Consider the following 24,771-nt stretch of genomic DNA (forward strand, 5'->3'; position numbering starts at 1 on the left):
GTCAGGCCTGGGCCTCGGACTTGATCTGTTCGATCGCGTCGTTGAACCCACCCGAGGTCAACGACGACCCGGACACCTTGTCGACGTCGAGTTCATCGATGTTCTGGCCCACCACGATCTCATCGATGCCGCCGGCGAACTTGTCCTGGAATTCCTTCGACGTGCCCTGGGTCTGGCTGGTGTCCACCGACACCGCGGTGACCACCGAGTTCGCCAACGTGACGGTGACCCCGACCTCCTGGGGACCGCCGGGCGACACGTACTCGCCCGTGGCCGAGTACTCGCCGTCGGCATAGTCGCCGGAGCCCGAGGCCTCCTCACCCGATGCGGCGGCGGCCGCCTCCGACGCTGTCTCCGTCGTGTCCGCCGCGGTGGAATCGTCTGATCCGCAGGCACCGGCGACGAGTCCGACGACGGCCAGAGCCGCGGCGACGCCGGCAGCTCGAGGCAGGGTTTCGTTGAGGGTCATGCCCCGATTCTGCAATAGGGCGAATCGGACGACCAGCCGGGGCAGCGAATCGACAGCTGATCTTCAGGTGCCGGACAGCCACGCCGGCGAGCAGATCAGCGCCCGGCCGCCGCCACCCGCGCCCGGATCGCGTCGACGAACACGTTCTGAATGTCCTCCGGGTTCTCCGCGACGTAGGTGCTGCCACCGGGTGTCGCGTCGGCGATCTGCTTCAGCGCATCGGTGTCGGCGTCTTCCGAGATCCCGATGGTGAGGATCAACACCGGTCGCGCAGGGTCCTCGAGTCGCTGCAACTCCGCCAGCAACTGGTCCAGCGTGATGCTGTTCGGGTCCTCGTTCTGACCATCGGTCATGATGATGACCGAGTTCGAGTAGTTCGGGTCGTAGGTGTTCTGCACCTCCCGGAAAGCTGCCAGCGTGGTGTCGTACAGACCGGTGCCGCCGCCGAGCTGCGAGGGCGCCAGGCCACGCTGCACCGCCCGCCCCAACTGTTCGCGATGAGTTCCGCCCGCGGCCGCGTTCGCGTCGAGCCGACGGATCGGCGACATCCACTTCCAGTCCTGGTCGGGACCGCCCTTGTCGATGCCGAACGCCCAACCGCCGATCGAGGCATTGTTGGGGAAGAGTTCGAGCCCGGCCATCGACGCATCGATGAGGAGCCCCGCGCGGGTGGTGTCCCCGGCCGGCGCGGCCATCGACCCCGAGGTGTCCTGCACGACCAGCGTCCTGATCGGCACACCCAGAACCTGCCACTGCCGGATCGCCTTGTCGACCTGCGTCGGATCGTCGAGAGTCAGCATCTGCACCTGGCCGACACCGTCGTCGCCGGGAAGGGGCTCGCCGGACGGCGCCCGATACCCCGACTCCGCGAGTGCTGCCCGCCCCTCCTCCGACGACAGCTTGTCGAGCAGCGTCTGCCCCGCCTCGGCCGCGACGTCCTGATTTGCCGCGCTGCCCGTGTTGACCATCGGATAGTCGAGCATCACGGTGCCGTCGGCCGGCACCGAAGCCGCGAGCTCTGTTCCGGGGTGCGTCCGCGAATACAACAGATACTGCTGCTCGGTGGTGACAACCGGTACGTCGCTGGTGTTGGCCAGATCCAGGCGGGCGCCGTCGCTGTCGTTCTCCAGACGCGCGTTGTTCTGCTGCACCGCCAGCACCGTCATCGCCGACGTCAACTCATCTTCGGCGAGGTTCCCACTGTTCACCTCCGCGAGCGCACCGACGATCGGCGCGTCGCCCGTACTGGTGTCGATCGGGCTACCGGTCCGCAGATCCTGCAACTTCATCACGTCCACCCAGCTGGTCAGCTCCGGGACGTCCTTACCCACCACAACCGTCGGCGACGTCGCGATCGACGGCGACACCATGGTCAGGTCACGTCGCACCTGAGTCAGCACCCGGCGCGCCTGGATCTGCGAATCCGCCACCCACAGGTCGGGGGCATCAGCGCCGCTGGTCAACTGCCCCGGGACGTCCGCACCGGCCACCCCGGACACCTGGTAGTCGAAGCAGGAGTCCTCGGACGCCTGCTGGGCGACGGAACGAAGAGCGCCGGTCATCGCCGGGTCCGAGGCGACCGCCACCGCGGTGCGGTCGCCGCAGCCGACCGCACCGGTACGCCACAACACGAACCCGGTGACCAACGCGGCCACCACGATCAGTGCCGCGATACCCCAGATCCAGCCCGCACGACGCCCGGACGACGCCCGCCGGTGCTCGAACCCGAAGCCGTCGTCACCCGACCTGCCGGCAGAAGCCGTCCGCATCGGACCACTCGCGGGCATGTCGATGGGACCACTGCGCGACGCAGGTCGCTGCGCCGGATTATCCCGGCCCGCTCGCTGCGCTCCCGGCGCCGAACCTTCTCGGCCCGCTCGCTGCGCTCCCGGCGCCGGAACATCCCGGCCCGCTCGCTGCGCTCGCGAATCCCGCTCCGGCAGATCGTCTCCCGCACTATGACGCCCCAACGCCGTCCCCCCTCGTCAGTTCAGCCGAAAACCTCACGGAACGTCGACAATGACTTCCGCAGATCCCCCGACACCGCCATGGCCGCCGCCTTGCCCGCCGGACCGATCAACGGCAGCCCGCCGAGATCGACCGTGAACGTGACCGTCGAGCCGGCATCGGTCGGAGCGATGCCGAGATCGAGCTTCGCCTTCACACCGCCCTTGCCATTGCCCTTCAACCGGACCTGCTCGAACGGCTCGTACTTCTCGATCAACCAGTCGAAGCGAACCCGCGTGCCCTTCACCTTGACGACCGACGTGAGTTTCACGCCTTCGCCCAGCTCAGCGGGGTCCGGCAGCGCCGATCGCCAACCGTCGTGCAGCACGAGCCACTCGGAGAACCGCGACAGGTCCGACGCGGCAGCCCAGGTATCCTCGACGGACAAGTCCACGTCGATGGAGTCACTCGTCTTGGCCATGGTCAGTGAGCCTAGCGTCAGCGCCAACGCCCGAGCCCTCCTGGGCACACTTCTCATCGGCCACGGGGTCGTGGCACGCATCACCGAGGTCGAGGCATACGGGGGTCGAGACGATCCCGCCTCGCACGGATACAACCGCACCCCGCGGTCGGAGATCATGTACGGGCCGCCCGGACGGCTGTACGTCTACCGCATCCACGGTCACTTCTGCGCCAACGTGGTCACCGGGCCCTCAGAACAGGGTGCCGCGGTCCTCATCCGCGCCGGCGAGATCGTCGACGGCCTGACGGTGGCCCGCCGACGACGACCCAACGTGACCGACGACGCCGCGCTCGCCCGCGGGCCAGGCAACCTGACCCGGGCGCGCGGGATCACCATGGCCGACCTCGACAGCGACCTCGACGACGGCACACCGGTCTGCCTGGACGATTCTTGCGACCCGGTACCCGCCGATGTCGCCGTCGGGCCGCGGGTCGGGGTTCGCCTGGCCGCCGACGTGGCCTGGCGGATGTGGATCGCCTCGGACCCGACGGTGTCCGCCTACCGGCGCCACCCGCGGGCGGACGCGAGTCGCCCTACCGAGTCGAGATCTACTGGGGCGGGTTCTGGCGAGGCTGATCCTGCGGCGGAGTCGGATTCTGCGGGGTGGGGTTCTGGGCAGTCGGGTTCTGGGGCGTCTGGCCGGGCTGTGGCGCGCCCTGATTTTCGGCGCCGACGGCCTTCCTGACCGCGTCCTGGGCCTTGTCCACGTGCCCGGTGTACTTGCCCTTGGTTGCCTTGTCGATCGCCGCGCCGCCCTTCTCGATGAGGTGCGGATTGCCCCGGAGCGCGGTCTTTGCCTTGTCCACGAGTCCCTTGAGATCCATGGGTGCCAGTCTAGTGGGGTTTCACGCCACCGGACTCCGCCCGTCGCGAACGGCGAGCAGTCTGGGCACCACCCGTGAGACGGCCTCCACTGCGGCGATGCCGACCGCGGCGGACGTCAACGCCACCGTGATCATCTGCAGATTCGACGAGTCGAGCCGGAACAATTCCTGGGTCCACGGCCAGGTGAAGATCACGACGTAGGCGCCGACCGACGCGGCGAGCAGGACGGCCTTCCACCAGGTGAACGGCCGCGCCACCACTGCGAGGACGTACAGGGCGACCGCGAGCAACGTGACCAACGCTGCCGTCGCCGCCTGGGTTTGCGCCGGACTGAAGTCGATCGTTTCCTTTGCTCCGACGGTCATCTCAGTACCGCCCGGATTGACGATGATGTAGGTGACGAATGTCGCGAGGCCGACGATGATCCCGTTCGGAACGGCCTGCGCGAGCACCCGCCGCACGAAACCCGCCCGCGCGCGTTCGGTGTTGGGCGCCAACGACAGCACGAACGCCGGCACGCCGATGGTGAACCACGCCGAAATCGTGACGTGGATCGGCTGGAAGGGATAACTGATCGACCCCAGTCCGAACACCTCGCCGCACACACCCGCGATGCCCACGAACAGAGCGAGCAGGACCGCGTACACGGTCTTGGTGAGGAAGAGGTTGGCGACCCGTTCGATGTTGCCGATCACCCGGCGGCCCTCGGCCACCACGTATGGCAGGGTGGCGAACCTGTTGTCCAGCAACACGATCTGCGCCACCGATCGGGCTGCCGGACTTCCGGATCCCATCGCCACCCCGATGTCGGCGTCCTTCAGGGCGAGTACGTCGTTGACCCCGTCGCCGGTCATCGCGACCGTGTCGCCACCCGACTGCAGGGCGTGGACCATCGCCCGTTTCTGATCAGGACGAACGCGGCCGAAGGTCACCCCCTCGTCGACGACACCGGCGAGTTCGGCGGCGTCGGTCGGCAACGACCGCGCGTCCACGGACGTCTCGGGGCTGCCGAGCCCGAGCGAGGCGGCCACCGCACCCACCGACGACGCGTTGTCACCCGAGATGATCTTGACGTCGACCCCTTGATCGGCGAAGTAGGCGAGCGTCTCGCCGGCGTCGGGCCGGACCCGCTGTTCGAGAACCACCAATGCCACCGGAACCACGACTCCCGGCGCGACCCGGCCGGTGGGTGGCTCGGTGTCCACGGCGACGTCGGTGTGTGCGAGCAGCAGCACCCGCAGACCTCGAGACCCGAGTTCCTCGGCGGCCGCGGCGGGTCGACTCGCCGGATCGAGGAGCACGTCGGGCGCCCCGATCAGCCAGTTCCCCATGTCGCGTCCCGTCGCCGCATCGCGGAACGACATGCCGCTCCACTTCTTCGCCGACGTGAACGGCTCGACCGCTGTCATCGTCCACTCCGGCGCATCCGGGTACGCCTCGGCCAGCGCCTGGATGCTCGCGTTGGGCCGCGGATCATGTTTCGCGATCGCCGCCAACACCTGGTCTGCCCCGCCGGCCGGGCCCGCCGTCGATGCCGAGGCGGCAGCATCGAGGGTGCGAACCTCTGCCACGCGCATCCCGTTCTCGGTGAGGGTGCCGGTCTTGTCCGCGCAGACCACGTTCACCCGGGCGAGTCCCTCGATCGCCGGGAGCTCGTTGACCAGGCACTGCCGCTGGCCGAGCCGGACGACACCGACCGCGAAGGCGATCGACGTCATCAGCACCAGCCCCTCGGGAACCATCGGAACCAGGGCGGCGACCATCCCGAGCAGCGCGGCACTCAGGCCGGTATCACTGATGAACAGCTGGTTCACGATCGTCAGCACCCCGGCCGGGATCAGCAGCCAGGTGATCACCCGCAGGATCTGGTCGATCCCCGACCTGAGCTCCGAGGCGACGAGGGTGAACTTCGACGCCTCCGCGGCGAGCTGCGCGGCGTAGGCGTCCGCGCCGACGCGGGTGGCCCGGTAGGCACCGGAACCGGCGGATACGAAGCTGCCCGACAGGATCGCGGCGCCCGGCGTCTTGTCCACCGGGTCGGCCTCGCCGGTCAACAGCGACTCGTCGACGTCGAGCGCGAGCGCTTCCACGACCTCACCGTCGACCACGATCTGGTCGCCCGGCCCGATCTCGATGATGTCGTCGAGCACCACATCGCCGGGGTCCAGTTCGGCGGACTGGCCGTCGCGGCGCACGATCGGCCGGGCCTGACCCACGATGGCCAGCTTGTCCAACGTCCTCTTGGCGCGGATCTCCTGGACGATCCCGACACTGCTGTTGGCCACGATCAGCAGACCGAACAGACCGTTGATGAACGACCCCGTGCTCGCGACGATGAGAAACAGCACACCGAGGATGGCGTTGATGCGGGTGAGAACGTTGGCGCGCACGATGTCGGCGACGCTGCGACCCGACCGGTCCGGGCGGGTGTTGACGTGACCGTCGGCGATCCGCGCAGCGACCTGCGCCGATGTGAGTCCTGGGTTCGGTTCGGCGGAGACCTGCGTCACGCCGACGACTCCCACCACAAGGGGTGGGCGAGGCCGGGACCGGTCCGGTCGGTGAGGTCGATCGTGCCGCCGGGTGGGGGCACCACGACAGGGGTCTCGGTTGCGGCGGCCGCCGGCAGCAGACGTGTGATGGGTTCCGCCCATGGATGCCGGGCCAGATTGAACGTCCCCCAATGGATCGGGAGCAGCACCGACTCGCGGTCCCCGGTGATCATCTGGTGGACCGCGACCGCTTCCTCCGGCGTGACGTGGACATCGGGCCACGCGCGGTCATAGGCGCCGACCGCCATCAGCGATGCGTCCACCGGACCGAGGCGATCGCCGACCTCGGCGAAGTGCTCCGAGAAGCCCGTGTCGCCGGAGAAGAACAGTCGACGTTCGGCACCGGCGACCACCCAGCTGGCCCACAGAGTGAGGTTGCGCGACAACGAACGGCCCGAGAAGTGCCGCGCGGGGCAGCAGGTGAACGTCAACGACCGTCCGTCCGCGCCGTTCACGGTGACCGAGTCCCACCAGTCGGCCGACTCGATCCGATCCGGCGCCACACCCCACGCCGCGAGGTGGGCGCCGACGCCGAGCGGCGCGACGAAACGAGCGGCGGGCTGGGTCACCGCGAGTTCGACCACGGTCGCCAGGTCGAGGTGGTCGTAGTGGTCGTGACTGATCAGGACCACGTCCACGGGTGGGAGTTGGGCGACGGTGACCGGCGCCGGATGCATCCGGGCGGGCCCGACGATCTGGGATGGTGAGCATCGGCGACTCAGCACGGGGTCGGTGAGCACCCGCATGCCGTCGATCTCGACGAGAACCGAGGCGTGTCCCAACCAGGTGACGCGCAGGTCCGCGACGGTGTCGCCGAAGTCCGGCGTCAACACCGGGACCGGCCGTCGCGGGCGGCCGGGGCGACGAGCCATGTCGACGACGACGCTGAAGTCTGCGTCGACCTGCGAGGCACCGTGATCGAGGTTGCCGAAGGCGCCGTCGCGGAGGTTGGGGGATCCGGCGGTGTGCGTGGCGATCTCGGCGGCGCCGGCACCGAGGGCACGGGCCGAAGTCAGCCCGCGCCGCGCGAGCGACGTCGTCGCCGATTCCGTCGCCGACCGACCGGCCGAGGTGAGCGTCGACGCGGCTCGACGAGCGAGGCCTCCGCGGGTGGTGTCGATCGACGAGGTCACAGCCCAAGACTAATGCCGGAAGCCGAATTCGAGCGCGCGGATCCGTTCAGCGGGCCACGTGTCGGCGCCCCTGCGGATGCTGTCCCCAGTCGTGGGGCCATCTGCCCCCTCGCGCCAGGACCGCACTGTTATCCTTCTGCGAACATGTTCACCGCGTGTGTGCAGGTCGCATGCGCTCAGGGGGGTAGTCCGCGTTGGCACGAATGTCTGTGGAACAGCGCCGGACAGCGCTGATCGAGGCCGCGTATCGGGTGATCGCCGACCACGGCGTCGAAGGCGCCACCACCCGCCGGATCTGTGCCCACGCGAACATGCCCCTGGCGAGCTTCCACTACGCCTTCGACAGCCGGACGGCGCTGCTGTGTGCCGTGATGGAGACCGCCGTCCCATCCGACATCAGCCGGATGCTGGACACGATCCTGCCGATGGCGGCCGACCCCGATGCCCGTGGCGTGGAAGCCATGCGCAAGAACATCCGCGCGCATTTCGACGCCTTCTACACCTTGCTCAAGACCGACCCGGGCCGGATGCAGGCGACAATCTCCCTGGGGATCTACGCGCACAACCACTCGGAACTGCAAGCCGTCGGCAAACAGATGTACGAGCAGCTCTACGAGGTGGCCGGGATCGGTCTGGACATCGCCGCCGAGCGCGCCGGCGTGCGCTGGACCGAACCCGTGGCCAACCTCAGTCCGGTGATCATCGCGACCACCAACACGATCACCCTCACCTACCTGAGCACCTCGGACGACACAGCGATCGCGAAGATCATCGAGGTGGTCGTGACCGCGCTCAGCGCCTACGTCGTCGAGGCGTGAGGCGGCTGCGGGGGCAGCACGTGCTCACCGGTCTTGTCGCATGAGAGTGCCAGCGAACTGATGTACTGCTTCTCGCCGTTCGGTCCGGGTACCGCGGACGCGATCATGTCCGGCCGCTCGAACTCGATGCCGGTCACACAGCACAGCAGCTTCACGTCGGTCGGGTTCCCGTCCTCGTCGTACATCGGGATGTCGATGCCGTCATCGGTTCGCCGCAGGTAATACCTGCCCTTCGTGGCGAGGGCGATGATCGGCGGGAGGACCAGCGCCAGGCCCAGCGCGACCAGCGGCGAGTAGGGCTGGATCGTGTCACCGAAGACGTGGAAGTAGACCATGATCGAGACCGTCCCGGCGACGATCACCGAGACGAAACCGACCGGATTGAAGTTGAAGAGCATGCCTCGGCGGAACTCGGGCTGCTTCGGGGAGATCTTGAGCAGATACTTGTTGATCGCGATGTCCGAGGCAACGGTCACGATCCAGGCGATCGCCAGGTTCGCGTAGAAGTTCAGCAGTTCGTTGAGGAAGCTGAACATGTTGGCCTCCATCAGCACGATGGCGATGGTGACGTTGAAGACCAGGAACACCAGGCGACCGGGATAGGTCTTGGTGACGCGGGTGAAGCTGTTGGTCCACGCGAGCGAGCCGGAGTATGCGTTGGTGACGTTGATCTTCACCTGGCTGATCACGACGAGGATCACCGCAAGGGTCATCGCCAGCCAGTGCGGCATGAACTCCTCGTAGACCGCGAGGAACTGATGCACCGGCTCGTTGGCGACGCCGGCCTGCTCGGCGAAGTTCATGATCAGATAGACCGCCAGGAACAGACCCACGACCTGCTTGATGGCGCCGAAGATGACCCAGCCCGGGCCCGCGGTCAGCACGGCGGTCCACCACTTGCGGTTGTTGTCCGCCGTTTTCGGCGGCATGAACCGCAGATAGTCGATCTGCTCGGCGATCTGCGCGATCAAGGACAGGCACACGCCGGCGGCGAGCATCGTGCCCGCGAACGAGACCCCGTGGCCGCCCTGACCGTCGGTGCCACCGCTGAAGGCGAGGAAGTCGCCGATGGCGTCCGGGTGCTGGAAGACCAGGTAGAACAGCGGGAACACCATCATGATCAGCCACAGCGGTGTCGTCCACACCTGCAGCTTCGCCAAGGTGTTCATGCCGTAGATCACCAGCGGGATGATCAGTACCGACGACATCAGGTAGCCCAACCACAGCGGGATGTTCAGCCCGAGCAGCAGACCCTGGGCCATGATCGACCCCTCGAGCGCGAAGAAGATGAACGTGAACGACGCGAAGATCACGTTCGTAAGAACCGAACCGTAGTAACCGAATCCGCTGCCGCGGGTGATCAGATCGAGGTCGATGTTGAATCGTGCCGCGTAGTAGGACAGCGGGAAGCCGGTGAGCATGATGACGACGGCAAAGAAGAGGATGCCCCACAGCGCGTTGCCGGTGCCGTTCGCGATACCGATGTTGGCGCCGATCGCGAAGTCGGCCAGGTACGCGATGCCGCCCAGCGCGGAGATGGCCACCACGCCCGGACCCCACTTGCGGTAGCTGCGCGGTGCGAAGCGCAACGTGTAGTCCTCGAGCGTCTCCCGCGCCGCGGCGGCCTGTGCGCCGGTCGCGACGATGCCGTGCTCCGCGTTCTCGACCTCACCGATGTCCTCGGCGAACTCTGATTCTCTCGACATCTCTCTCCCTCAACGGACGTCGGGTGCGCACGGGGTGGCGCACGCCCTCGGGAGAACGTACGGAGGCGTGGTTTCGATCATTTGATCGAAATGTTTCGCTCGTGAAAACCGCACTGTCAGCGGCCAATTGAGCGGTGACCGATGTCCGTTTTGACCGATCGGCCGCGCCTCTCGCTGGTCGAGTAGTTTCTCGCTGGTCGAGTAGTCCGAGGCGCTAGCCGAGGACGTATCGAGACCCGAGACCCGCGCTACCGACCCGTGAACCTTGGCGCCCGCTTCTCGGCGCGCGCCGCCCGCCCCTCGGCGAGGTCGTCACTCTCCCACGCCCGCATCATCGCCGCACGGTGCGTCGACGGGGTCTGCGCACGCGCCCCGTCGTCGTTCAGCACCAGCTTGTAATGCTGCAGGGTCAGCGGGGCCAGTTCGGCGATCGTCGCCGCCCAGTGCTGCGCGTCGGCGAGGTCGCCGATCCGGTTGGCGAACCCGAGCGCGTGCGCCCGATCGGCAGACAACGGTTCACACCCGATGAACATGCCGCGGGCCTGCCCGGCGCCGACCAATGACACCAGCCGACGGATGGTCCAGTCGTCGACCGCGACGCCGATCTTCGCCGCCGGGATGCCGGCGATCGCATCGGGTGCCATGACCCGCAGATCGGCGGCCATCGCGAGCTGGAGGCCGGCACCGATCGCCGACCCGTTCAGTGCTGCGATCACCGGGATCGGAGTCTTCTCCACCTGCTGCAGCATCGCGACCAGCCGATCGAGAAATCCCGGGTCGTATACCGGTCCCGAGAGATCCGCCCCGGCACAGAACACGGGCCCTCGACCCGTGAGCACGATGGCCCGCGCACCCGCGTCCACCGCCGAGCCGAACGCGTCCGACAGACCGGCGACCATCTCCTCGTCGAGGGCATTCCGCTTGTCGACCCGATCGAGCTCGACGGTCAGCACCGGCCCTGCTTGCGACGTGTGGATCATGGCCGCAGCCTACCCACGCCGGGCACCGGACCGAGTCCGACGACATCGCACCGGCCGGTGACACACTGGAGGCCGTGGCGAGCCCAGACCGATCGACTGATGTCCTGGTGATCGGCGGCGGCCAGGCCGGACTGTCCGCCGCGTACTTCCTACACCGGTTCGGCCTCGGTGAGCACTATCAGCTTCTCGACCATGCGCCCGGCCCCGGTGGCGCGTGGCAGTTCCGCTGGCCGACTCTGACCCTGGCAGCTGCGAACGGGGTCCACGACCTCCCCGGCTACGGCATCGTCGAGGCGCTGGGCCGCGACAGCGACACCGTCCCCGCCGCGACCGCGGTGCCCGAATACTTCGATTCCTACGAACGTCGGTACGGCCTACGGATTCGCCGGCCATTCGATGTCCGCCGGGTCGATGGGGGCCCGGACGGCTTCGTCGCGACCCTGGGCGACGGCACCACGATCGACACACGCACCATCATCAATGCGACCGGCACATGGGAGCGACCGTTCATCCCCCATATCCCCGGTATCGCCGACTTCGGCGGACGCCAGCTCCACACGCACGACTACGTGGGCCCCGAGCAGTTCGCCGACCAGCGGGTACTCGTCGTCGGCGCCGGCATCTCGGCGGTGCAGTTGCTGATCGAGATCGCCCGCAATGCCCCGGGCGTGCAGACCTTCTGGTGCTCGCGCACCGAGCCCGCCTTCGATTCGACCCCGTTCGACCCCGAGAAGGGGCGTCGCGCCGTCGCCCGGGTCGAGGAGCGTGTCCGGGCGGGCCTACCGCCGACCTCGGTCGTGTCGGTGACCGGTCTCCCGCTCACTCCGGCGATCAGTGCGGCGCAGGAGGACGGCATTCTGCGATGGCGCCCGATGTTCACCCGCATCACCGAGTCCGGGGTGTGTTGGGACTGCGGAGTCGGCGACGGCGGTGACGATCACCTCGACGTCGACGTCATCTTCTGGAACACCGGATTCCGGAGCGCCCTCGATCACCTCGCTCCCTTGAGGCTGCGTTCGGCGGGCGGCGGTATCACGATGACCGGCCGGCTGGCGACGACCGTGGCCACCGACCCACGCATCCAGCTGGTGGGATACGGGCCGTCGGCGTCGACGATCGGCGCGAACCGGGGCGGACGCGAGGCCGCCCGCAACGTTGCCGACATCCTCGAACGTCAACGTTCCAGCATCAACACTTGACAGATTGTTGTGTTTTCCTAACACTCGATTAGGTGAGTCCTGTTCGGCGGGGTGAGAAGCTCCCCATCTACAACCGCATCGGCGTCCTGCGCGCCGAGCGGAAGATGACCCGCGCCGAACTCGCCGAGACGGTCGGGATCAACGTGCAGTCGGTGGGCGCGCTCGAACGCGGCGACAACTACCCGAGCCTCGATCTCGCGTTCCGGATCTGCGCGGTGTTCGACCTGCCGGTCGAAGCCGTGTTCAGCCGCACCGAGTTCGGTGCCATGTCCGCGGAGCTGTACCGCAGGCCAGACCTCAGGTCAGACCTAAGGCCAGAGCCGCAATCCGACCCTGGAGGTGCACGATGAGGGACCCCAATTCGGCATTCCCCGAAGAGGCCACGCCCCAACTCTGGCGTCGCTACGACCGTTGGCGCGGCGAGCGGCACGTCGAGTTCAACCGCAAACACGAGCGCTCATTGCTGCGCTGGCGCAACCGCCGGGGATACCGCACACTCGTCGTCGCGCAGATCGTGTTCATCGTCATGGGTCTCGTGGCCGCCGGCCTCGCCTACGTCACCGGGTGGTTCATCGTCCCATTCCTGGGATCGCTGGTCGGATCGATCGTCAGCCAGTACCTGCTGCGCATCGTGACGGGCTCGATCGCCGACACCCCGGCGTCCGCTCTCGATGAGATCCAGGCCGCGCAACGCAATTCGGCACGGTCGATCGGATTCTTCGTGACGTACATGCTGATGTTCATCCCCTACTTCATCCTCATCGGCCTCGGCACCCAGGACCAGGTGAGCGGGGACGCCGTGTACGGCACCGCGATCCTGCTGATCATGCTGATGGTCACCGCCACCATGACACCCGGTCTGCTGACCACGTGGTGGATGTCGGACCCCGACCCCGAAGACCTCCCCGCCACCGACGAACGGAGCACCCGATGAACGACCCCCTCATCATCGATGGGCTGCACAAACGGTACGGCGATCTGATCGCTCTGCAGGACATGACCTTTCAGGTCGCGCCCGGAGAGCTGTTCGGCTTCGTCGGCAGCAACGGTGCCGGCAAATCGACGACGATGCGGATCATCCTCGGCGTCCTCGCCGCCGACGCCGGCCGAGTCACCCTCGGCGACCGACCCATCGATCTGCGGACCCGCCGCGAGATCGGCTACATGCCCGAGGAACGGGGTCTCTACCCGAAGATGAAGGTCGGCGACCAGCTGGTGTTTCTCGCCAAGCTGCACGGGCTGTCCACGTCCGCTGCGGAGGACAGCATGCGCCACTGGACCGCTCGGCTCGGCATCGATCAACGCGTCGGCGACGACGTCGCCGACCTCAGCCTGGGAAATCAGCAACGCGTGCAGCTCGCGGCAGCGCTCATCCACGACCCGCGGGTCCTCGTCCTCGACGAGCCCTTCTCGGGTCTCGATCCCGTCGCCGTCGATGTGATGAGCGACGTGCTCAAGGAGAAAGCGGCCGAGGGAATCCCGGTCATCTTCTCCTCCCACCAGCTCGACCTGGTCCAACGCCTGTGCGATCGCGTGGGGATCGTGTCCCGGGGCCAGATGCGGGCGTTGGGCCGGGTGGATGACCTGCGCGCCCGCGACGGCGTCACCCTCGAGGTGGCCGGTCCCGATGTCACCACTCGCTGGGCCGATGGCCTTCCGGGGGTGTTGGGCGCCGACTACGACATCGAGCGCCGCACCGCCGCGCTCCGCATCGATCCCGATCAAGTCGACGACCAGACGATCCTGGCGACGGCCCTGCGCGCCGGCCCGGTCCACCGGTTCGCCCGATCGACTCCGTCCCTGACCGAACTGTTCCGAGAGGTGGTCGCATGAGAAGCCCGGAAACCGGTGCTGCACGCTCGATCTGGCTCGTCGCCGAACGCGAGATCGTGACCCGCGCCAAGACCAAGTCGTTCGTGATCAGCACCGCGCTGCTGATGGTGGTGATCGTCGCCGGCGCCATCGTCCTGAACCTGCTGACCGGCGACGACGAGCCCGAGCGGGTCGGTGTGGTCGGTCAGGACGCGGTCCTTTCGCAGACCATCGAAGAAGTCGGCACGGCCACCGGTTTGTCGATCGACGTGACCGAGGTGGCGTCGCCCGACGAGGCGAGAACCCAGGTGTCCGACGGTGACCTGTCACTCGCACTCGTACCCGGCACCGGACCGGACGCGTTCGTGATGATCAGTGAGAACAGCCCGGATCCGGCGCTGGACGGCATACTCCGTTCGTCGGTGGATCAGGTGTCCCTCGACCGCGCACTCGAGGCGCAGGGGGTGTCGGCCGCCACGTTGCCACGCGCCACCATCACCGTCGAACAGACCTCGCCGGACCGGCCCGACGAGGGACAGCGCATCGTCATCGCACTCGTCGGCACCATCCTGTTGATCACCGCGATCATGATGGGCGGCTCCATGGTCTCGGTCGGCGTCGTCGAAGAGAAGACGTCGCGCGTCGTCGAGATCCTGCTGGCCACCATCAAGCCACTGCATCTGTTGTGGGGCAAGATCATCGGCATCGGTGCGATCGCCCTGGCCCAGGTGCTGCTGCTGGGCGCCACCGCGTTGATCGCCGGGCAGGTCACCGGGCTGCTGACGCTCCCCGGCGCCGCCATCGGCATGTTCGCCGCCGTCATCGCGTGGTTCCTGCTGGGCTTCCTGTTCTTCGCGACGCTCTATGCGGCCACCGGGGCGATCGTGTCCCGACAGGAGGAACTCAACGCCAGCTCGGCGCCGCTGACGGTGCTCGCGATCGCGGTCATGTACTCCGGCATCTTCGGGATACAAGCGCTCGATTCGACGCTGATCCAGACGCTCTCGTGGATTCCGCCGTTCAGTGCCGCCCTGATGCCGATCCGCATCGCGACGGGCGACACCACCGGGCTGCAGATCGTGGTCACCTTCGCCCTGATGATCGCGGCATGTGCCGCCGCGACCTGGTTCGCGGCGCGCATCTACCAGCGGTCGATCCTGCGGACCGGGTCGCGGGTCAAGTGGTCCGAGGTCTTCTCACTGGCCCGCTGAGCCCACAGCATCGGCGGCGGCGACATCGGCGACGTCATCGGCCAGCCCCCATCGCAGTGCGGTGGGGGCGCCGATCCCGACGCCGGTCACGGCGAGATGGAACGCGCGCCATCGACCGATCCGACGCGGGATGCCGACTGTGCCACCGGCGCCGGGGATCAGACCCATGCCCACCTCCGGCAGGCGGATCGTGGCGGCCGGGTCGACCACCACTCGACCGGCCAACGCGGGCAGCTCGATCCCCGCGCCCACGCAGGTTCCGTGGAGAAAAGCCGTTGTACGCCCACTGATTTCGGCGAGACGCGCACCGGCGCCGCAGGCCGTACGGACGAAGTGGGCGGTCACCGGGTCGGGTGTGGTGCCGAACTCGTCGAGGTCACCGCCCGCGCAGAACACCGGACCGGCGCCGCGTAGTTCCACCGCAGTGACCGAGTCGTCGAGTACGCACACATCGAGCGCGGCCACCAGTGCGTCACGCACGGCCGCGCCGAACGCGTTGCGTCGTTCGGGCCGGTTGAGCGTGACGACGACACGGTCGCCGTGACGCTCGACGAGCACCGGAGATGCCGGTGGCGTCGGCGGCAGGGGTCGCGGACCGCGGGCTGTCAGCCACGCCGCGAACTCCTCTCCGCCGAGGAGGGTCGAGTAGGCCCACGACTCGATGTCGAGAGCCTCCCGGACCGTTGCGGAGACCCCGGCCCGGAGTACCGCCGCCAGCACCGTGGACGCCTGCGGGTTGCGGGAAACATGTTCCGCGAGTTCGTGTGCCGATGTCGCCGGATCGTCCACGCCGACGACGGCGCGGGAGAAGGGCTCACAGGCGAGCGGACCGTAGACGACGTCGAACCGCTCCCCGACCACCGACCAGTCCAGGCTGTCCTCATCATCAAGTGCGGCGGTGTCACCGCTGAGATATCCGATGCGGACGTTGCCGGAATGACGTTGGGCCGACCAGTTCAGGCCATCCCGATCGGGGCCCGCGGTGATCTCGGCGACGAACGGGTCGAGTGGGACGGTCACACTGTCAGCCTAGATCTGCCGGAACCGGCGCAGCGCTTCTTCGCGCTCGGCCTTGTGATCGACCATCGGCGCCGGGTAGTCGTCGGAGCCGTACTCCGGGACCCATCGCCGGACGTAGTCCCCGTCCGGATCGAATCGGTCGGCCTGAGTGTTGGGGTTGAACACCCGGAAGTACGGCGCCGCATCGGTTCCGGTTCCCGCCGCCCACTGCCAGCCGTGCTGATTGGACGCCATGTCTCCGTCGATCAGTTGATCGAGGAACCACTGCGCACCCCACCACCACGGCAGATGCAGATCCTTCACCAGAAACGACGCCGTGAGCATGCGAACCCGGTTGTGCATGAAACCGGTTTCGGCGAGTTGACGCATACCGGCGTCGACCAGCGGGAAACCGGTCCGACCTTCTTTCCAGGCATCGAAGCGCGCATACGCGGCCTTGCCGGTGTCGAGTGCGATGTCGTCGAACTGTCGGTTCCAGTTCCGCCAGGCACTCTCCGGCCAGTGATACAACACGTCGGCGTAGAAGTCGCGGAAGGCGAGCTCCCGCAGATAGGCCTGTGCGCCTTTCGATCTGCCGAGGTCGGCGGCCATCGTCCGGGGATGGATGTTGCCGTACTTCAGGTAGGCCGACATCCGGCTGGTCACATCGAGGTCCGGCCGATCACGATCACTGTCGTAGCCGGCGAGATCGTCGTCGACGAACGCCTGCCATCGCTTCCGAGCGGCTCGCTCGCCTGCCGGCAGTGGCGATTTCACCGGCGCCGCAGGAACTTTGATGCGGCCGGAACGCTTGATGTTGCTCGGGTCCATCAGCCCGGCCGGCTCGACCGACGACGTGGCCGGTTTCCGCCAGCCATGTTCGCGCCATTGCTTGAAGTACGGCGTGAACACCTTGTAGGGGTCGCCGTCGGGCTTGGTCACGCGGCCCGGTGACACCAGATACGGGGAGCCCACTGCCTCGAGTGGAACGTCGCCGAGCGCGTCGGCAACGGCCGCGTCCCGGCGACGGCCGAACGGAGAGAAGTCCCCGCTGATGTGCACCGACGTCGCGTCGACGGCATCCGCCAGCCGCGGGATCTCCTCGTCGGGCCGGCCGCGCACCACCAGCAGTCGTCCGGAGAGCTGATCATCGACGTCACGCAGCGAGTCGAACAGGAAACTCAGACGTCGTGGACCCGACGACTTCTCCAGTCGCGGGTCCACGACGAAACAGACCAACACCTCGTCGCCCGCCTCCTGCGCCGCGATGAGCGGCGGGAGATCGTGGCAGCGCAGATCGCGCCGGAGCCAGAGCAGCGAGGGCTTCGTGGAGATCGCCTACCCGACGCCCAGCAGGTCGATCACGAACACGAGCGTCTTGCCGGACAGGCGGTGTCCGGCGCCCGCCGGGCCGTAGGCGAGCTGCGGCGGCACGGTCAGCCGGCGGCGGCCACCGACCTTCATGCCGGGGATGCCCTCCTGCCAGCCGGGGATCAGGCGGTCGAGCGGGAAGTTCGCCGACTGTCCGCGATCCCACGAGGAATCGAACTCCTCACCGGAGTCGAACTCCACACCGACGTAGTGGACGTCCACGACGCCACCACGCTGCGCCTCGGCGCCGTCGCCGACGACGAGGTCGCTGATCTGGAGTTCGGACGGCGCAGGGCCCTCCGGGAAATCGACTTCGGGCTTCTCAGCACTGGTCAACGGGACTCTCCTTTGAGTCGTCGGATCAGAATCTGTCGCGGCCCGCGTCGTCGCGGGCCGCAGGCCCCCCGGACTCGGTCAGCGCTCGCCCATGGCGAGGTAGTCGCGTTCGGTGTAGCCGGTGTAGAGCTGACGCGGGCGACCGATCTTGCCGGCCGGGTCCTCGTGCATCTCGCGCCAGTGCGCGATCCAGCCGGGCAGCCGGCCGAGTGCGAACAGCACGGTGAACATCCGGGTCGGGAAGCCCATCGCACGGTAGATGACCCCGGTGTAGAAGTCCACATTCGGGTACAGCTTGCGCTCGATGAAGTAGTCGTCGTTGAGGGCGACCTCTTCGAGCCCCTTCGCGATGTCGAGCAGATCATCCTGCACGCCAAGGGATTCCAGGATCGAATCCGCAGTCTTCTTGACGATCGCGGCACGCGGATCGTAGTTCTTGTAGACGCGGTGACCGAAGCCCATCAGCTTCACGCCGGCTTCTTTGTTCTTGACCTTGTTCATGAAGGACTGGGTGTCGCCGCCGGAAAGCCGGATCTCCTCGAGCATCTCGAGCACCGCCTGGTTGGCGCCGCCGTGCAGCGGACCCCACAGTGCGTTGATGCCGCCGGAGATGGACGTGAACAGGTTGGCCTGGGATGAACCGACCAGGCGGACCGTCGAGGTCGAACAGTTCTGCTCGTGGTCGGCGTGCAGGATGAACAGCATGTCCAGCGCCTTGGCGACCTCGGGGTTCACCTCGTAGGGCTCAGCCGGGAAACCGAAGGTCATTCGCAGGAAGTTCTCCACCAGGCTCAGGGAGTTGTCCGGGTACAGGAACGGCTGTCCGGCCGACTTCTTGTACGCGTACGCGGCGATGGTGGGCAGTTTTGCGAGCAGCCTGATCGTGGACAGCTCGACCTGCTCCGGGTCCTTCGGGTCGAGCGAATCCTGATAGTAGGCCGAGAGCGCGTTGACCGCGCTGGACAGCACCGGCATGGGGTGCGCGTTGCGCGGGAAGCCGTCGAAGAACCGCTTCAGGTCCTCGTGCAGCAGGGTGTGCCGCCGGATCTTGTCGGTGAACTCGTCGAGCTGTGTCGCGGTCGGCAATTCGCCGTAGATCAGCAGGTAGCTGACCTCGATGAAGGTGGACTTCTCGGCGAGCTGCTCGATCGGGATGCCGCGGTACCGCAGGATGCCCGCGTCCCCGTCGATGTAGGTGATCGACGATTTCGTCGAGGCCGTGTTGACGAAGCCACCGTCGAACGTGGTCAGGCCGGTCTCGGCGAGGAATTTGCCGAGAGCCACGGAATCGGACCCTTCAGTGGCCTTCACGATCGGGAGTTCCAGCTGACCACCGGGGTAGGTAAAGGTCGCTGAAGCCGTATCGGACGCCGGGTCAGCTGGGACTGTTTCAGCGGACACACGTACCCCTTTACTCAGGTTTGAGCCATGTACTTCGCAGATCCGGGTAAGGATGCTGTTGGCTATCAACGTAGTCGCTTGCCAGCTCGCTCGCCCACGGAGGGTCGGCGCCGGGCCTCGCGACCGTGATCGCAGCGACGTGACCTGCGAATTCGGCGGCCGAACGCCACTGCTCGGGGCCCAAGGCAGCGATTGCCGCGGGCGAGAGCGCGCCGGTCCGATCCAGGTACCGAAGCAACCCGCCGACAACACTGTCACCTGCGCCGATGGTGTCGGCGACCTCGGCGCGGCGGGCGGGTGCCGACACGGTGGATCGGGCGGTGCGCACGGCGATCCCGTCGGCCCCCGCGGTGGTTATGATCGCGCTCACACCCGCTTCCAGCCACTCGTCGGGTGTGGTTCCGTGTGGCCCCCGTGCCAGCCATGCCGCGTCCTCGTCGGACAGCTTCACGATGTCGACGGCGTCCATCCACGATGCGAACCTGCGGCGGTAGCCGTCTTCGTCGTCGATCACCGCCGGCCGGATGTTCGGGTCGACGATCACCGACCGCCCCTCCGCGTGGCACCGCCGGAGCAGCGACTCATACACGGACGCACCGGGTTCGAGCACCATCGACAGTGTTCCGAAACAGACCGCGGCGACGGTCTGCGCGAACGGTTCGGGGGCGAGGACCTGCCGGTCGGCGGTTCCCTCGACATAGAAGGAGTAGTGGGCGCCGCCGTCGGCCCCGATAGTCGCGAGCGCCAACGAGGTGGGCTCGGCGCGGCGTTGCACCAGGTTCGTGCCGACCCCGGCGGCCTGCAGCGCCCCGACGATCGCATCCCCGTACGTGTCGGTGGACACGGCCGTACACAGCGACACCGCGCTTCCCAGCCGGCCGAGCGTGATCGCGACGTTGAACGGCCCGCCGCCGAGGGCCGGCTGCAACGCGGGCAGGCTCCCGCCTCCCGCCGGGATGCTCGCCTGCGCGACGACGTCCACCAGCGCTTCCCCGCAGACCACGATCTCGCGCATTGTCACCTCCTATCGCCTGGCACACCTTCGTTGGTGCCATCATCGTCGCTGCGTGGCCGGTAGGTTGGCGGTATGCGCGAGTTGCCCGCAGGCCACGATGCGATCGTGCTCGACTTCGGTGACGAGGATCTGCCGCTCGCCGCGGTCGGGCGAGCGGCGGCCGCGTTGCGCGGGGCGTCGGAGTCAGGCGCGTTGTCCGTCGGCGACATCGTGCCCACCGCGCACACCGTTCTCGTCCAGGCAGAGCGCGGAGCAGGGCTCGACATGCTCGGGGTGCATCGGGCGCTGCGAGGTGTGTCCGCCGACGACATGTCGGCGGACGGCGACTCTGCCGAGGTCCGCATCCCGGTGGTCTACGACGGCCCGGACCTCGATGAGGTCGCCGACATCGTGGACACGACACCTGACGACGTCATTGACCTCCACACCACCACGGTGTGGAGGGTCCAGTTCATGGGATTCGCCCCGGGGTTCGGTTATCTCGTCCCACGCGATGGCGGAGACCATCCTTTCGATCGGGTCGGCCGGCGTTCCGAGGCCCGCACGAGGGTCCCTTCCGGCGCCATCGCGATCGCCGCCGGGTACAGCGCCGTCTATCCGCGCACGAGCCCTGGCGGCTGGCAGTTGTTGGGCCACACCTCGATACCGATGTGGGATGAGACGGCCGATCCGCCCGCGCGGCTGGCACCCGGTTCGCTGGTGAGGTTCGTGGTCGACGAATGAGCGCATCCGGCAAGAAGATCGTCGCTATCGAGACCGGCCCGCTGGCCACGGTGCAGGATCTCGGCCGAAGCGGCTACGCCCATCTCGGCGTCCCGGTGTCCGGTGGCGCCGATCGCGGCTCGCTGACCCTGGCCAATCGACTCGTCGGCAATCCGGAGTCCGCCGCGGTGATCGAGACGACGATGGGTGGACTACGGATCCGCGCCCGCGGCGACCTTCTCGTCGCGGTGACGGGCGCCCGGGCCGACGTTCGGGTCGATGGTGTACTGGCGGGGACGAATGCCGCAATCACGTTGCACGACAACGCCGAACTGTCGATCGGCATGCCGAGCAGCGGGTGCCGCAACTACCTCGCCGTGCGCGGCGGGCTGGATGTCGACGAGGTGCTGGGTTCCCGATCGACCGACACCCTCTCCGGCCTCGGGCCCGAACCGCTGCAGGCCGACGTCGAGCTCTCCGTCGGCACCACGACCGGGGCCTGGCCGGCCACCCTGACAGCGCCGGTCGGTGGCGATGCACCCGATGTCGTCGAACTCGAGATCACCGACGGACCGCGCCGCGACCATGTGCGGTCCCCCACGGACCTGACGCGTGGGGTCTGGGAGGTCAGCGCCGAGAGCGACCGCGTCGGCGTCCGCGTCGACCGGCCCGACGGCTGCGATGACCCGCTGGTCACCCACCGGGCCGATGCCGACGAACTGGCGTCGGAGGGGGTGCCGCACGGCGCGATCCAGATCCCGCCGAGCGGCCGCCCGGTCCTGTTCCTCGCCGACCACCCGGTGACCGGCGGATACCCCGTCATCGCGGTGCTCACGTCGTCGGCCGTCGACCACGCCGCGCAGCTGGTCGCCGGAAACCGAGTGCGTTTCGTACCCGTCTAGCGTCCCGCGAACTGCGTCGTTGACAGTGCTCTGAGACGATCTTAGACTTTCGTCTCATGACCGAGGTGATGACGGACGAGCCGACCGAGAGTGCGCCTGCATCCCCGCAGGTCACGCCTCGCGCCGAAGACTATGCACCCTTGGGTCCCGATTCTCTGACGTGGCAGATCTGGGGCACCTGGACCGGCATGTTCCAGGGCCTGTGGGCGGGTTCCATGCAGAACATGCACCCCAAACTGGGCGCAGCGGTCTGGGAGCATTCCGACTTCTTCGGCGAACGGTGGCAACGGCTGATGCGGTCGCTGTATCCGATCAGCGGCGTGGTGTTCGATCCGGTCCCGTCCGACGGACCCACCACCGGCCACGAGGTGCGCGACTACCACCGCGACATCAAAGGCCAGATGGATGACGGTTCGCGGTACCACGCGCTCGATCCCGACGTCTTTTACTGGGCGCACGCCACCTTCTGGTACGGCAACGTCCGCCTGTGCGAGCGATTCGGACCCTGGCTCACCGAGGATCAGAAACGCCAACTGTTCGAGGAGTCCAAGGCCTGGTACGCCATGTATGGGGTGTCGATGCGTCCCGTCCCGGACACCTACGAGGACTTTCTCGAGTACTGGGACTACATGTGCCGCAATGTTCTTCGCGACCATCCGGCGGTACGCGCGGTCCTCGACATCGGACAGTTACCACCGCCGCCGTTCCTGCGGTTCATCCCGCACGCGATCTGGTTCCGCTACATGGCCCAGCCCAATCAGCGCTTCTTCACCTGGCTGACCACCGGGTTCTACGACGAGCCGGTCCGAGAGATCCTCGGGCTGCCCTGGTCCGAGCGCGACGAACGACGGTTCCGCCTGCTGGGCCGTGGTGTGAACCTGGTGATGCACCGCCTGCTGCCGAAACGCTTTCTGCGCCATCCCCGTCCCCGCGACGCCTGGGATCGGGTCGCGGGCCGGGTCGCCGCCGACGCACCGTTGGTGCACACCCCCGAACGCAACCTGCCGTCGGGAGCAGAGCGGGACAACCCGATGCACTACTGCCCGGTGCATGCCGCGCGCCGGGCGACCTATCCGGGCGTGATCAGCACCGACGAAGGCCGATGACCCTGCCGGCGGTCCCGGTCGACGAAACGGCCGCCGTGTCAGTCGACGCCTACCCACCGCTCGGCCCGGACTCGGTGACGTGGCGCTACTTCGGCGACTGGCGGGGCATGCTCACCGGCTTGTGGTCCGGTTCCATGCAGAACATGCACCCGAAACTCGGTGCGGCGGTGTGGGATCACTCCGACTTCTTCGGTGAGCGCTGGCAGCGGCTGATGCGGTCGCTGTACCCCATCATCGGCACGGTCTTCGATGGGACCTCCGACACCGGCCGTGAGGTGCGCGACTACCACCGCACCGTGAAGGGCACGATGCCCGACGGCTCCCGCTACCACGCGCTCGATCCCGACGTCTTCTACTGGGCGCACGCCACCTTCTGGTACGGCAACATCCGCTGCGCCGAACGATTCGGCCCCCGCATCACCGATGCGGACAAAGCGGCCCTGTTCCAGGAATCGCGCACCTGGTTCGCCATGTACGGCATCAGCATGCGCCACTGCCCGGACACCTACGAGGAGTTCCTCGAGTACTGGGACCACATGTGCCGCAATGTTCTTCGCGACCACGCAGCCGTCCGTACGGTACTCGACATCAGCGAGCTCCCGCCGCCACCGTTCCTGTCACGGCTACCACGGAGCTGGTGGCGGAAGATGGCGACGCCGGGGCAACGGTTTTTCCTCTGGCTCACCACAGGTCTGTACGACGAGCCGGTCCGCGAGATGATGGGCCTGACGTGGACCGACCGCGACGAGCGGCGCTTCACCCATTTCTGTCGTGCGGTACGCGTGGCGATGGCCCTGGTGCCGCGTCGCTACCGCGCCCATCCTCGGGCCCGCGACGCTTGGGACCGCGTCGCCGGACGGACAGCTGTCGACGCACCACTGGTCCACACACCGACACGCAACCTGCCGCCGGAGACCGAACGCGACAACCCCATGCACTACTGCCCTGTGCATGCCTCGCGCCGGGCGACCCATCCGGGTCGCGTCGGTTGATACGACGCAGATGGTCGCCCGGCGCTCAGCATCTCGGCCACACTATTGAGTTCTCAAAGAACGAAAGCTGTTGCTGCAGTAGACCAAGCGTTGATGTCAGGCAGCTGCCGGAAGTCCATCGACGTTGAGGTAGCGCCGGTTGTAAGCGGGCCTGGGGGTGCGGGTCGGGTCGATGTCAGCCGGTGGGATCAACCACGGATGCCCCCTCGGTGGTTGTTCGACTGCTGCGGATCGCGGGCTCGCTCGATGCTGCGCCGAAACTCGCGAAACACGCTGCCGATGGTGCAAACTCGGCTGAGCATGTGGACTCGGTGGCGAAGGGAATGGCGCACATCCAACGCCGCAGTCCGGTTGCGTTGACCGACGATGAACGAACCGCGCTCGGCTGGTCGTCGTCGCGCAGATGTGCTCGATCAGGTCCTCGATGCGGCTGCCCGAATGCTGGCCTGACACGACAGTGTCCGAGGTGGTGATCGATGGCGAGCGGGTGCGGCGAGGCCCATCTCGATCAGCAGCTGGCGCGTTGTTCCACCGGACCGCTTGGCCACGCCGAGCCGCTCCATGGCCCGCACATGTGCGGCCAGCTGATGATCGACCACGTTGCGGGCCTTCACCAACGACGCCGTGGCGTCGAAGACCTCTCGACCCGTTGCGTTTTCCCCGACGGTGACGACAGCAAGGCTGTCGATCACGCTGTGAACTCCCCCGATGTTCATGTGACCAAGGTAATCGAACATGTGTTCGACTGTCAAGGATATGTTCGAATTTGTTC

At 67.4% G+C, this 24,771-nt stretch carries 24 protein-coding genes and 1 pseudogene; 11 read left to right on the plus strand and 14 right to left on the minus strand.

Annotated features, from left to right (window positions below; all coding sequences use genetic code 11):
• Position 1 precedes the first annotated feature (1 nt).
• The 3 genes from VZC37_RS02795 to VZC37_RS02805 form a co-directional block, all read right to left on the minus strand.
• Complete coding sequence (locus VZC37_RS02795; protein ID WP_330430889.1) at positions 2-469, minus strand: FMN-binding protein; 468 nt, start codon at positions 467-469, stop codon at positions 2-4.
• A 95-nt stretch (positions 470-564) separates the two neighbouring features.
• A complete protein-coding gene (locus tag VZC37_RS02800; RefSeq protein ID WP_330430890.1) occupies positions 565-2,256 on the minus strand; it encodes a substrate-binding domain-containing protein in 1,692 nt (563 codons plus the stop codon).
• A 203-nt stretch (positions 2,257-2,459) separates the two neighbouring features.
• Positions 2,460-2,897: a type II toxin-antitoxin system Rv0910 family toxin gene (locus tag VZC37_RS02805; protein ID WP_330430891.1), complete on the minus strand. Its 438-nt coding sequence runs from the start codon at positions 2,895-2,897 to the stop codon at positions 2,460-2,462.
• Here VZC37_RS02805 and VZC37_RS02810 point away from each other — a divergent pair.
• A pseudogene (locus VZC37_RS02810) lies at positions 2,875-3,462 on the plus strand (DNA-3-methyladenine glycosylase); the annotation flags it as partial. The gene VZC37_RS02805 and the pseudogene VZC37_RS02810 overlap by 23 nt on opposite strands.
• Positions 3,463-3,487: 25 nt before the next feature.
• Here VZC37_RS02810 and VZC37_RS02815 read toward each other — a convergent pair.
• Genes VZC37_RS02815 through VZC37_RS02825 form a run of 3 tightly spaced genes read right to left on the minus strand, consistent with a single transcriptional unit; the run spans position 3,488 to position 7,449 of the window.
• Positions 3,488-3,763, minus strand: a complete 276-nt coding sequence (locus VZC37_RS02815) for an antitoxin (protein ID WP_330430892.1) — start codon at positions 3,761-3,763, stop codon at positions 3,488-3,490.
• Between the two features lie 21 nt (positions 3,764-3,784).
• The gene (locus VZC37_RS02820; protein WP_330430893.1) at positions 3,785-6,274 is read right to left on the minus strand and encodes an HAD-IC family P-type ATPase; all 2,490 of its coding nucleotides are present in this window, start codon (positions 6,272-6,274) and stop codon (positions 3,785-3,787) included.
• Complete coding sequence (locus VZC37_RS02825) at positions 6,271-7,449, minus strand: MBL fold metallo-hydrolase (protein WP_330430894.1); 1,179 nt, start codon at positions 7,447-7,449, stop codon at positions 6,271-6,273. The genes VZC37_RS02820 and VZC37_RS02825 overlap by 4 nt, the downstream gene beginning before the upstream one ends.
• Before the next feature lie 194 nt (positions 7,450-7,643).
• Here VZC37_RS02825 and VZC37_RS02830 point away from each other — a divergent pair, with 194 nt between their 5' ends.
• On the plus strand, positions 7,644-8,267 hold the full coding sequence (locus VZC37_RS02830) for a TetR/AcrR family transcriptional regulator (RefSeq protein ID WP_330430895.1): 624 nt from the start codon (positions 7,644-7,646) through the stop codon (positions 8,265-8,267).
• Here the strand turns inward: VZC37_RS02830 and VZC37_RS02835 are convergent.
• On the minus strand, positions 8,249-9,973 hold the full coding sequence (locus VZC37_RS02835; RefSeq protein ID WP_330430896.1) for a purine-cytosine permease family protein: 1,725 nt from the start codon (positions 9,971-9,973) through the stop codon (positions 8,249-8,251). The two genes, VZC37_RS02830 and VZC37_RS02835, sit on opposite strands and share 19 nt — an antisense overlap.
• A 248-nt stretch (positions 9,974-10,221) precedes the next feature.
• On the minus strand, positions 10,222-10,953 hold the full coding sequence (locus tag VZC37_RS02840) for an enoyl-CoA hydratase (protein WP_330430897.1): 732 nt from the start codon (positions 10,951-10,953) through the stop codon (positions 10,222-10,224).
• Between the two features lie 74 nt (positions 10,954-11,027).
• Here VZC37_RS02840 and VZC37_RS02845 point away from each other — a divergent pair, with 74 nt between their 5' ends.
• Genes VZC37_RS02845 through VZC37_RS02865 form a run of 5 tightly spaced genes read left to right on the plus strand, consistent with a single transcriptional unit; the run spans position 11,028 to position 15,175 of the window.
• A complete protein-coding gene (locus VZC37_RS02845; protein ID WP_330430898.1) occupies positions 11,028-12,152 on the plus strand; it encodes an NAD(P)-binding domain-containing protein in 1,125 nt (374 codons plus the stop codon).
• A 32-nt stretch (positions 12,153-12,184) separates the two neighbouring features.
• Positions 12,185-12,502 (plus strand): helix-turn-helix transcriptional regulator, encoded by a 318-nt coding sequence (locus VZC37_RS02850; protein WP_330430899.1) that lies wholly within the window; start codon positions 12,185-12,187, stop codon positions 12,500-12,502.
• Positions 12,499-13,086 carry a hypothetical protein gene (locus VZC37_RS02855; protein WP_330430900.1) on the plus strand — a complete coding sequence of 196 codons (588 nt, stop codon included), beginning with the start codon at positions 12,499-12,501 and terminating at the stop codon, positions 13,084-13,086. Before VZC37_RS02850 ends, VZC37_RS02855 begins: the two co-directional genes overlap by 4 nt.
• On the plus strand, positions 13,083-13,985 hold the full coding sequence (locus tag VZC37_RS02860) for an ABC transporter ATP-binding protein (RefSeq protein ID WP_330430901.1): 903 nt from the start codon (positions 13,083-13,085) through the stop codon (positions 13,983-13,985). Before VZC37_RS02855 ends, VZC37_RS02860 begins: the two co-directional genes overlap by 4 nt.
• Entirely contained in the window at positions 13,982-15,175 is a 1,194-nt protein-coding gene (locus VZC37_RS02865; RefSeq protein WP_330430902.1) for an ABC transporter permease, read from the plus strand. Before VZC37_RS02860 ends, VZC37_RS02865 begins: the two co-directional genes overlap by 4 nt.
• Here VZC37_RS02865 and VZC37_RS02870 read toward each other — a convergent pair.
• The 5 genes from VZC37_RS02870 to VZC37_RS02890 form a co-directional block, all read right to left on the minus strand.
• On the minus strand, positions 15,161-16,195 hold the full coding sequence (locus VZC37_RS02870; RefSeq protein ID WP_330430903.1) for an enoyl-CoA hydratase/isomerase family protein: 1,035 nt from the start codon (positions 16,193-16,195) through the stop codon (positions 15,161-15,163). The genes VZC37_RS02865 and VZC37_RS02870 overlap by 15 nt on opposite strands.
• A gap of 9 nt (positions 16,196-16,204) precedes the next feature.
• Positions 16,205-17,491, minus strand: coding sequence for a cryptochrome/photolyase family protein (locus VZC37_RS02875; RefSeq protein ID WP_431309342.1), 1,287 nt, complete (start codon positions 17,489-17,491; stop codon positions 16,205-16,207).
• 21 nt (positions 17,492-17,512) lie between these two features.
• Positions 17,513-17,881 carry an FKBP-type peptidyl-prolyl cis-trans isomerase gene (locus tag VZC37_RS02880; RefSeq protein WP_330430904.1) on the minus strand — a complete coding sequence of 123 codons (369 nt, stop codon included), beginning with the start codon at positions 17,879-17,881 and terminating at the stop codon, positions 17,513-17,515.
• A 78-nt stretch (positions 17,882-17,959) separates the two neighbouring features.
• Positions 17,960-19,282, minus strand: a complete 1,323-nt coding sequence (locus VZC37_RS02885) for a citrate synthase (protein ID WP_330430905.1) — start codon at positions 19,280-19,282, stop codon at positions 17,960-17,962.
• A gap of 10 nt (positions 19,283-19,292) precedes the next feature.
• Positions 19,293-20,297: a carbohydrate kinase family protein gene (locus VZC37_RS02890; RefSeq protein ID WP_330430906.1), complete on the minus strand. Its 1,005-nt coding sequence runs from the start codon at positions 20,295-20,297 to the stop codon at positions 19,293-19,295.
• A gap of 72 nt (positions 20,298-20,369) precedes the next feature.
• On the opposite strand from VZC37_RS02890, the gene VZC37_RS02895 reads away from it, so the two are divergent.
• The 4 genes from VZC37_RS02895 to VZC37_RS02910 all read left to right on the plus strand — a co-directional run bounded on the left by VZC37_RS02895 (position 20,370) and on the right by VZC37_RS02910 (position 23,999).
• Complete coding sequence (locus tag VZC37_RS02895; protein ID WP_330430907.1) at positions 20,370-21,020, plus strand: 5-oxoprolinase subunit B family protein; 651 nt, start codon at positions 20,370-20,372, stop codon at positions 21,018-21,020.
• Entirely contained in the window at positions 21,017-21,901 is an 885-nt protein-coding gene (locus VZC37_RS02900; protein WP_330430908.1) for a 5-oxoprolinase subunit C family protein, read from the plus strand. The genes VZC37_RS02895 and VZC37_RS02900 overlap by 4 nt, the downstream gene beginning before the upstream one ends.
• Positions 21,902-21,969: 68 nt before the next feature.
• A complete protein-coding gene (locus tag VZC37_RS02905) occupies positions 21,970-23,007 on the plus strand; it encodes an oxygenase MpaB family protein (RefSeq protein WP_431309343.1) in 1,038 nt (345 codons plus the stop codon).
• Complete coding sequence (locus tag VZC37_RS02910; protein WP_330430910.1) at positions 23,004-23,999, plus strand: oxygenase MpaB family protein; 996 nt, start codon at positions 23,004-23,006, stop codon at positions 23,997-23,999. Before VZC37_RS02905 ends, VZC37_RS02910 begins: the two co-directional genes overlap by 4 nt.
• A 413-nt stretch (positions 24,000-24,412) precedes the next feature.
• On the opposite strand, the gene VZC37_RS02920 is transcribed toward VZC37_RS02910, so the two are convergent.
• The gene (locus tag VZC37_RS02920) at positions 24,413-24,736 is read right to left on the minus strand and encodes a hypothetical protein (RefSeq protein ID WP_330430911.1); all 324 of its coding nucleotides are present in this window, start codon (positions 24,734-24,736) and stop codon (positions 24,413-24,415) included.
• Positions 24,737-24,771 lie beyond the last annotated feature (35 nt).

It is taken from the genome of Gordonia sesuvii (genome assembly GCF_036350415.1).
In the GTDB taxonomy this organism is placed as follows: domain Bacteria; phylum Actinomycetota; class Actinomycetes; order Mycobacteriales; family Mycobacteriaceae; genus Gordonia; species Gordonia sesuvii.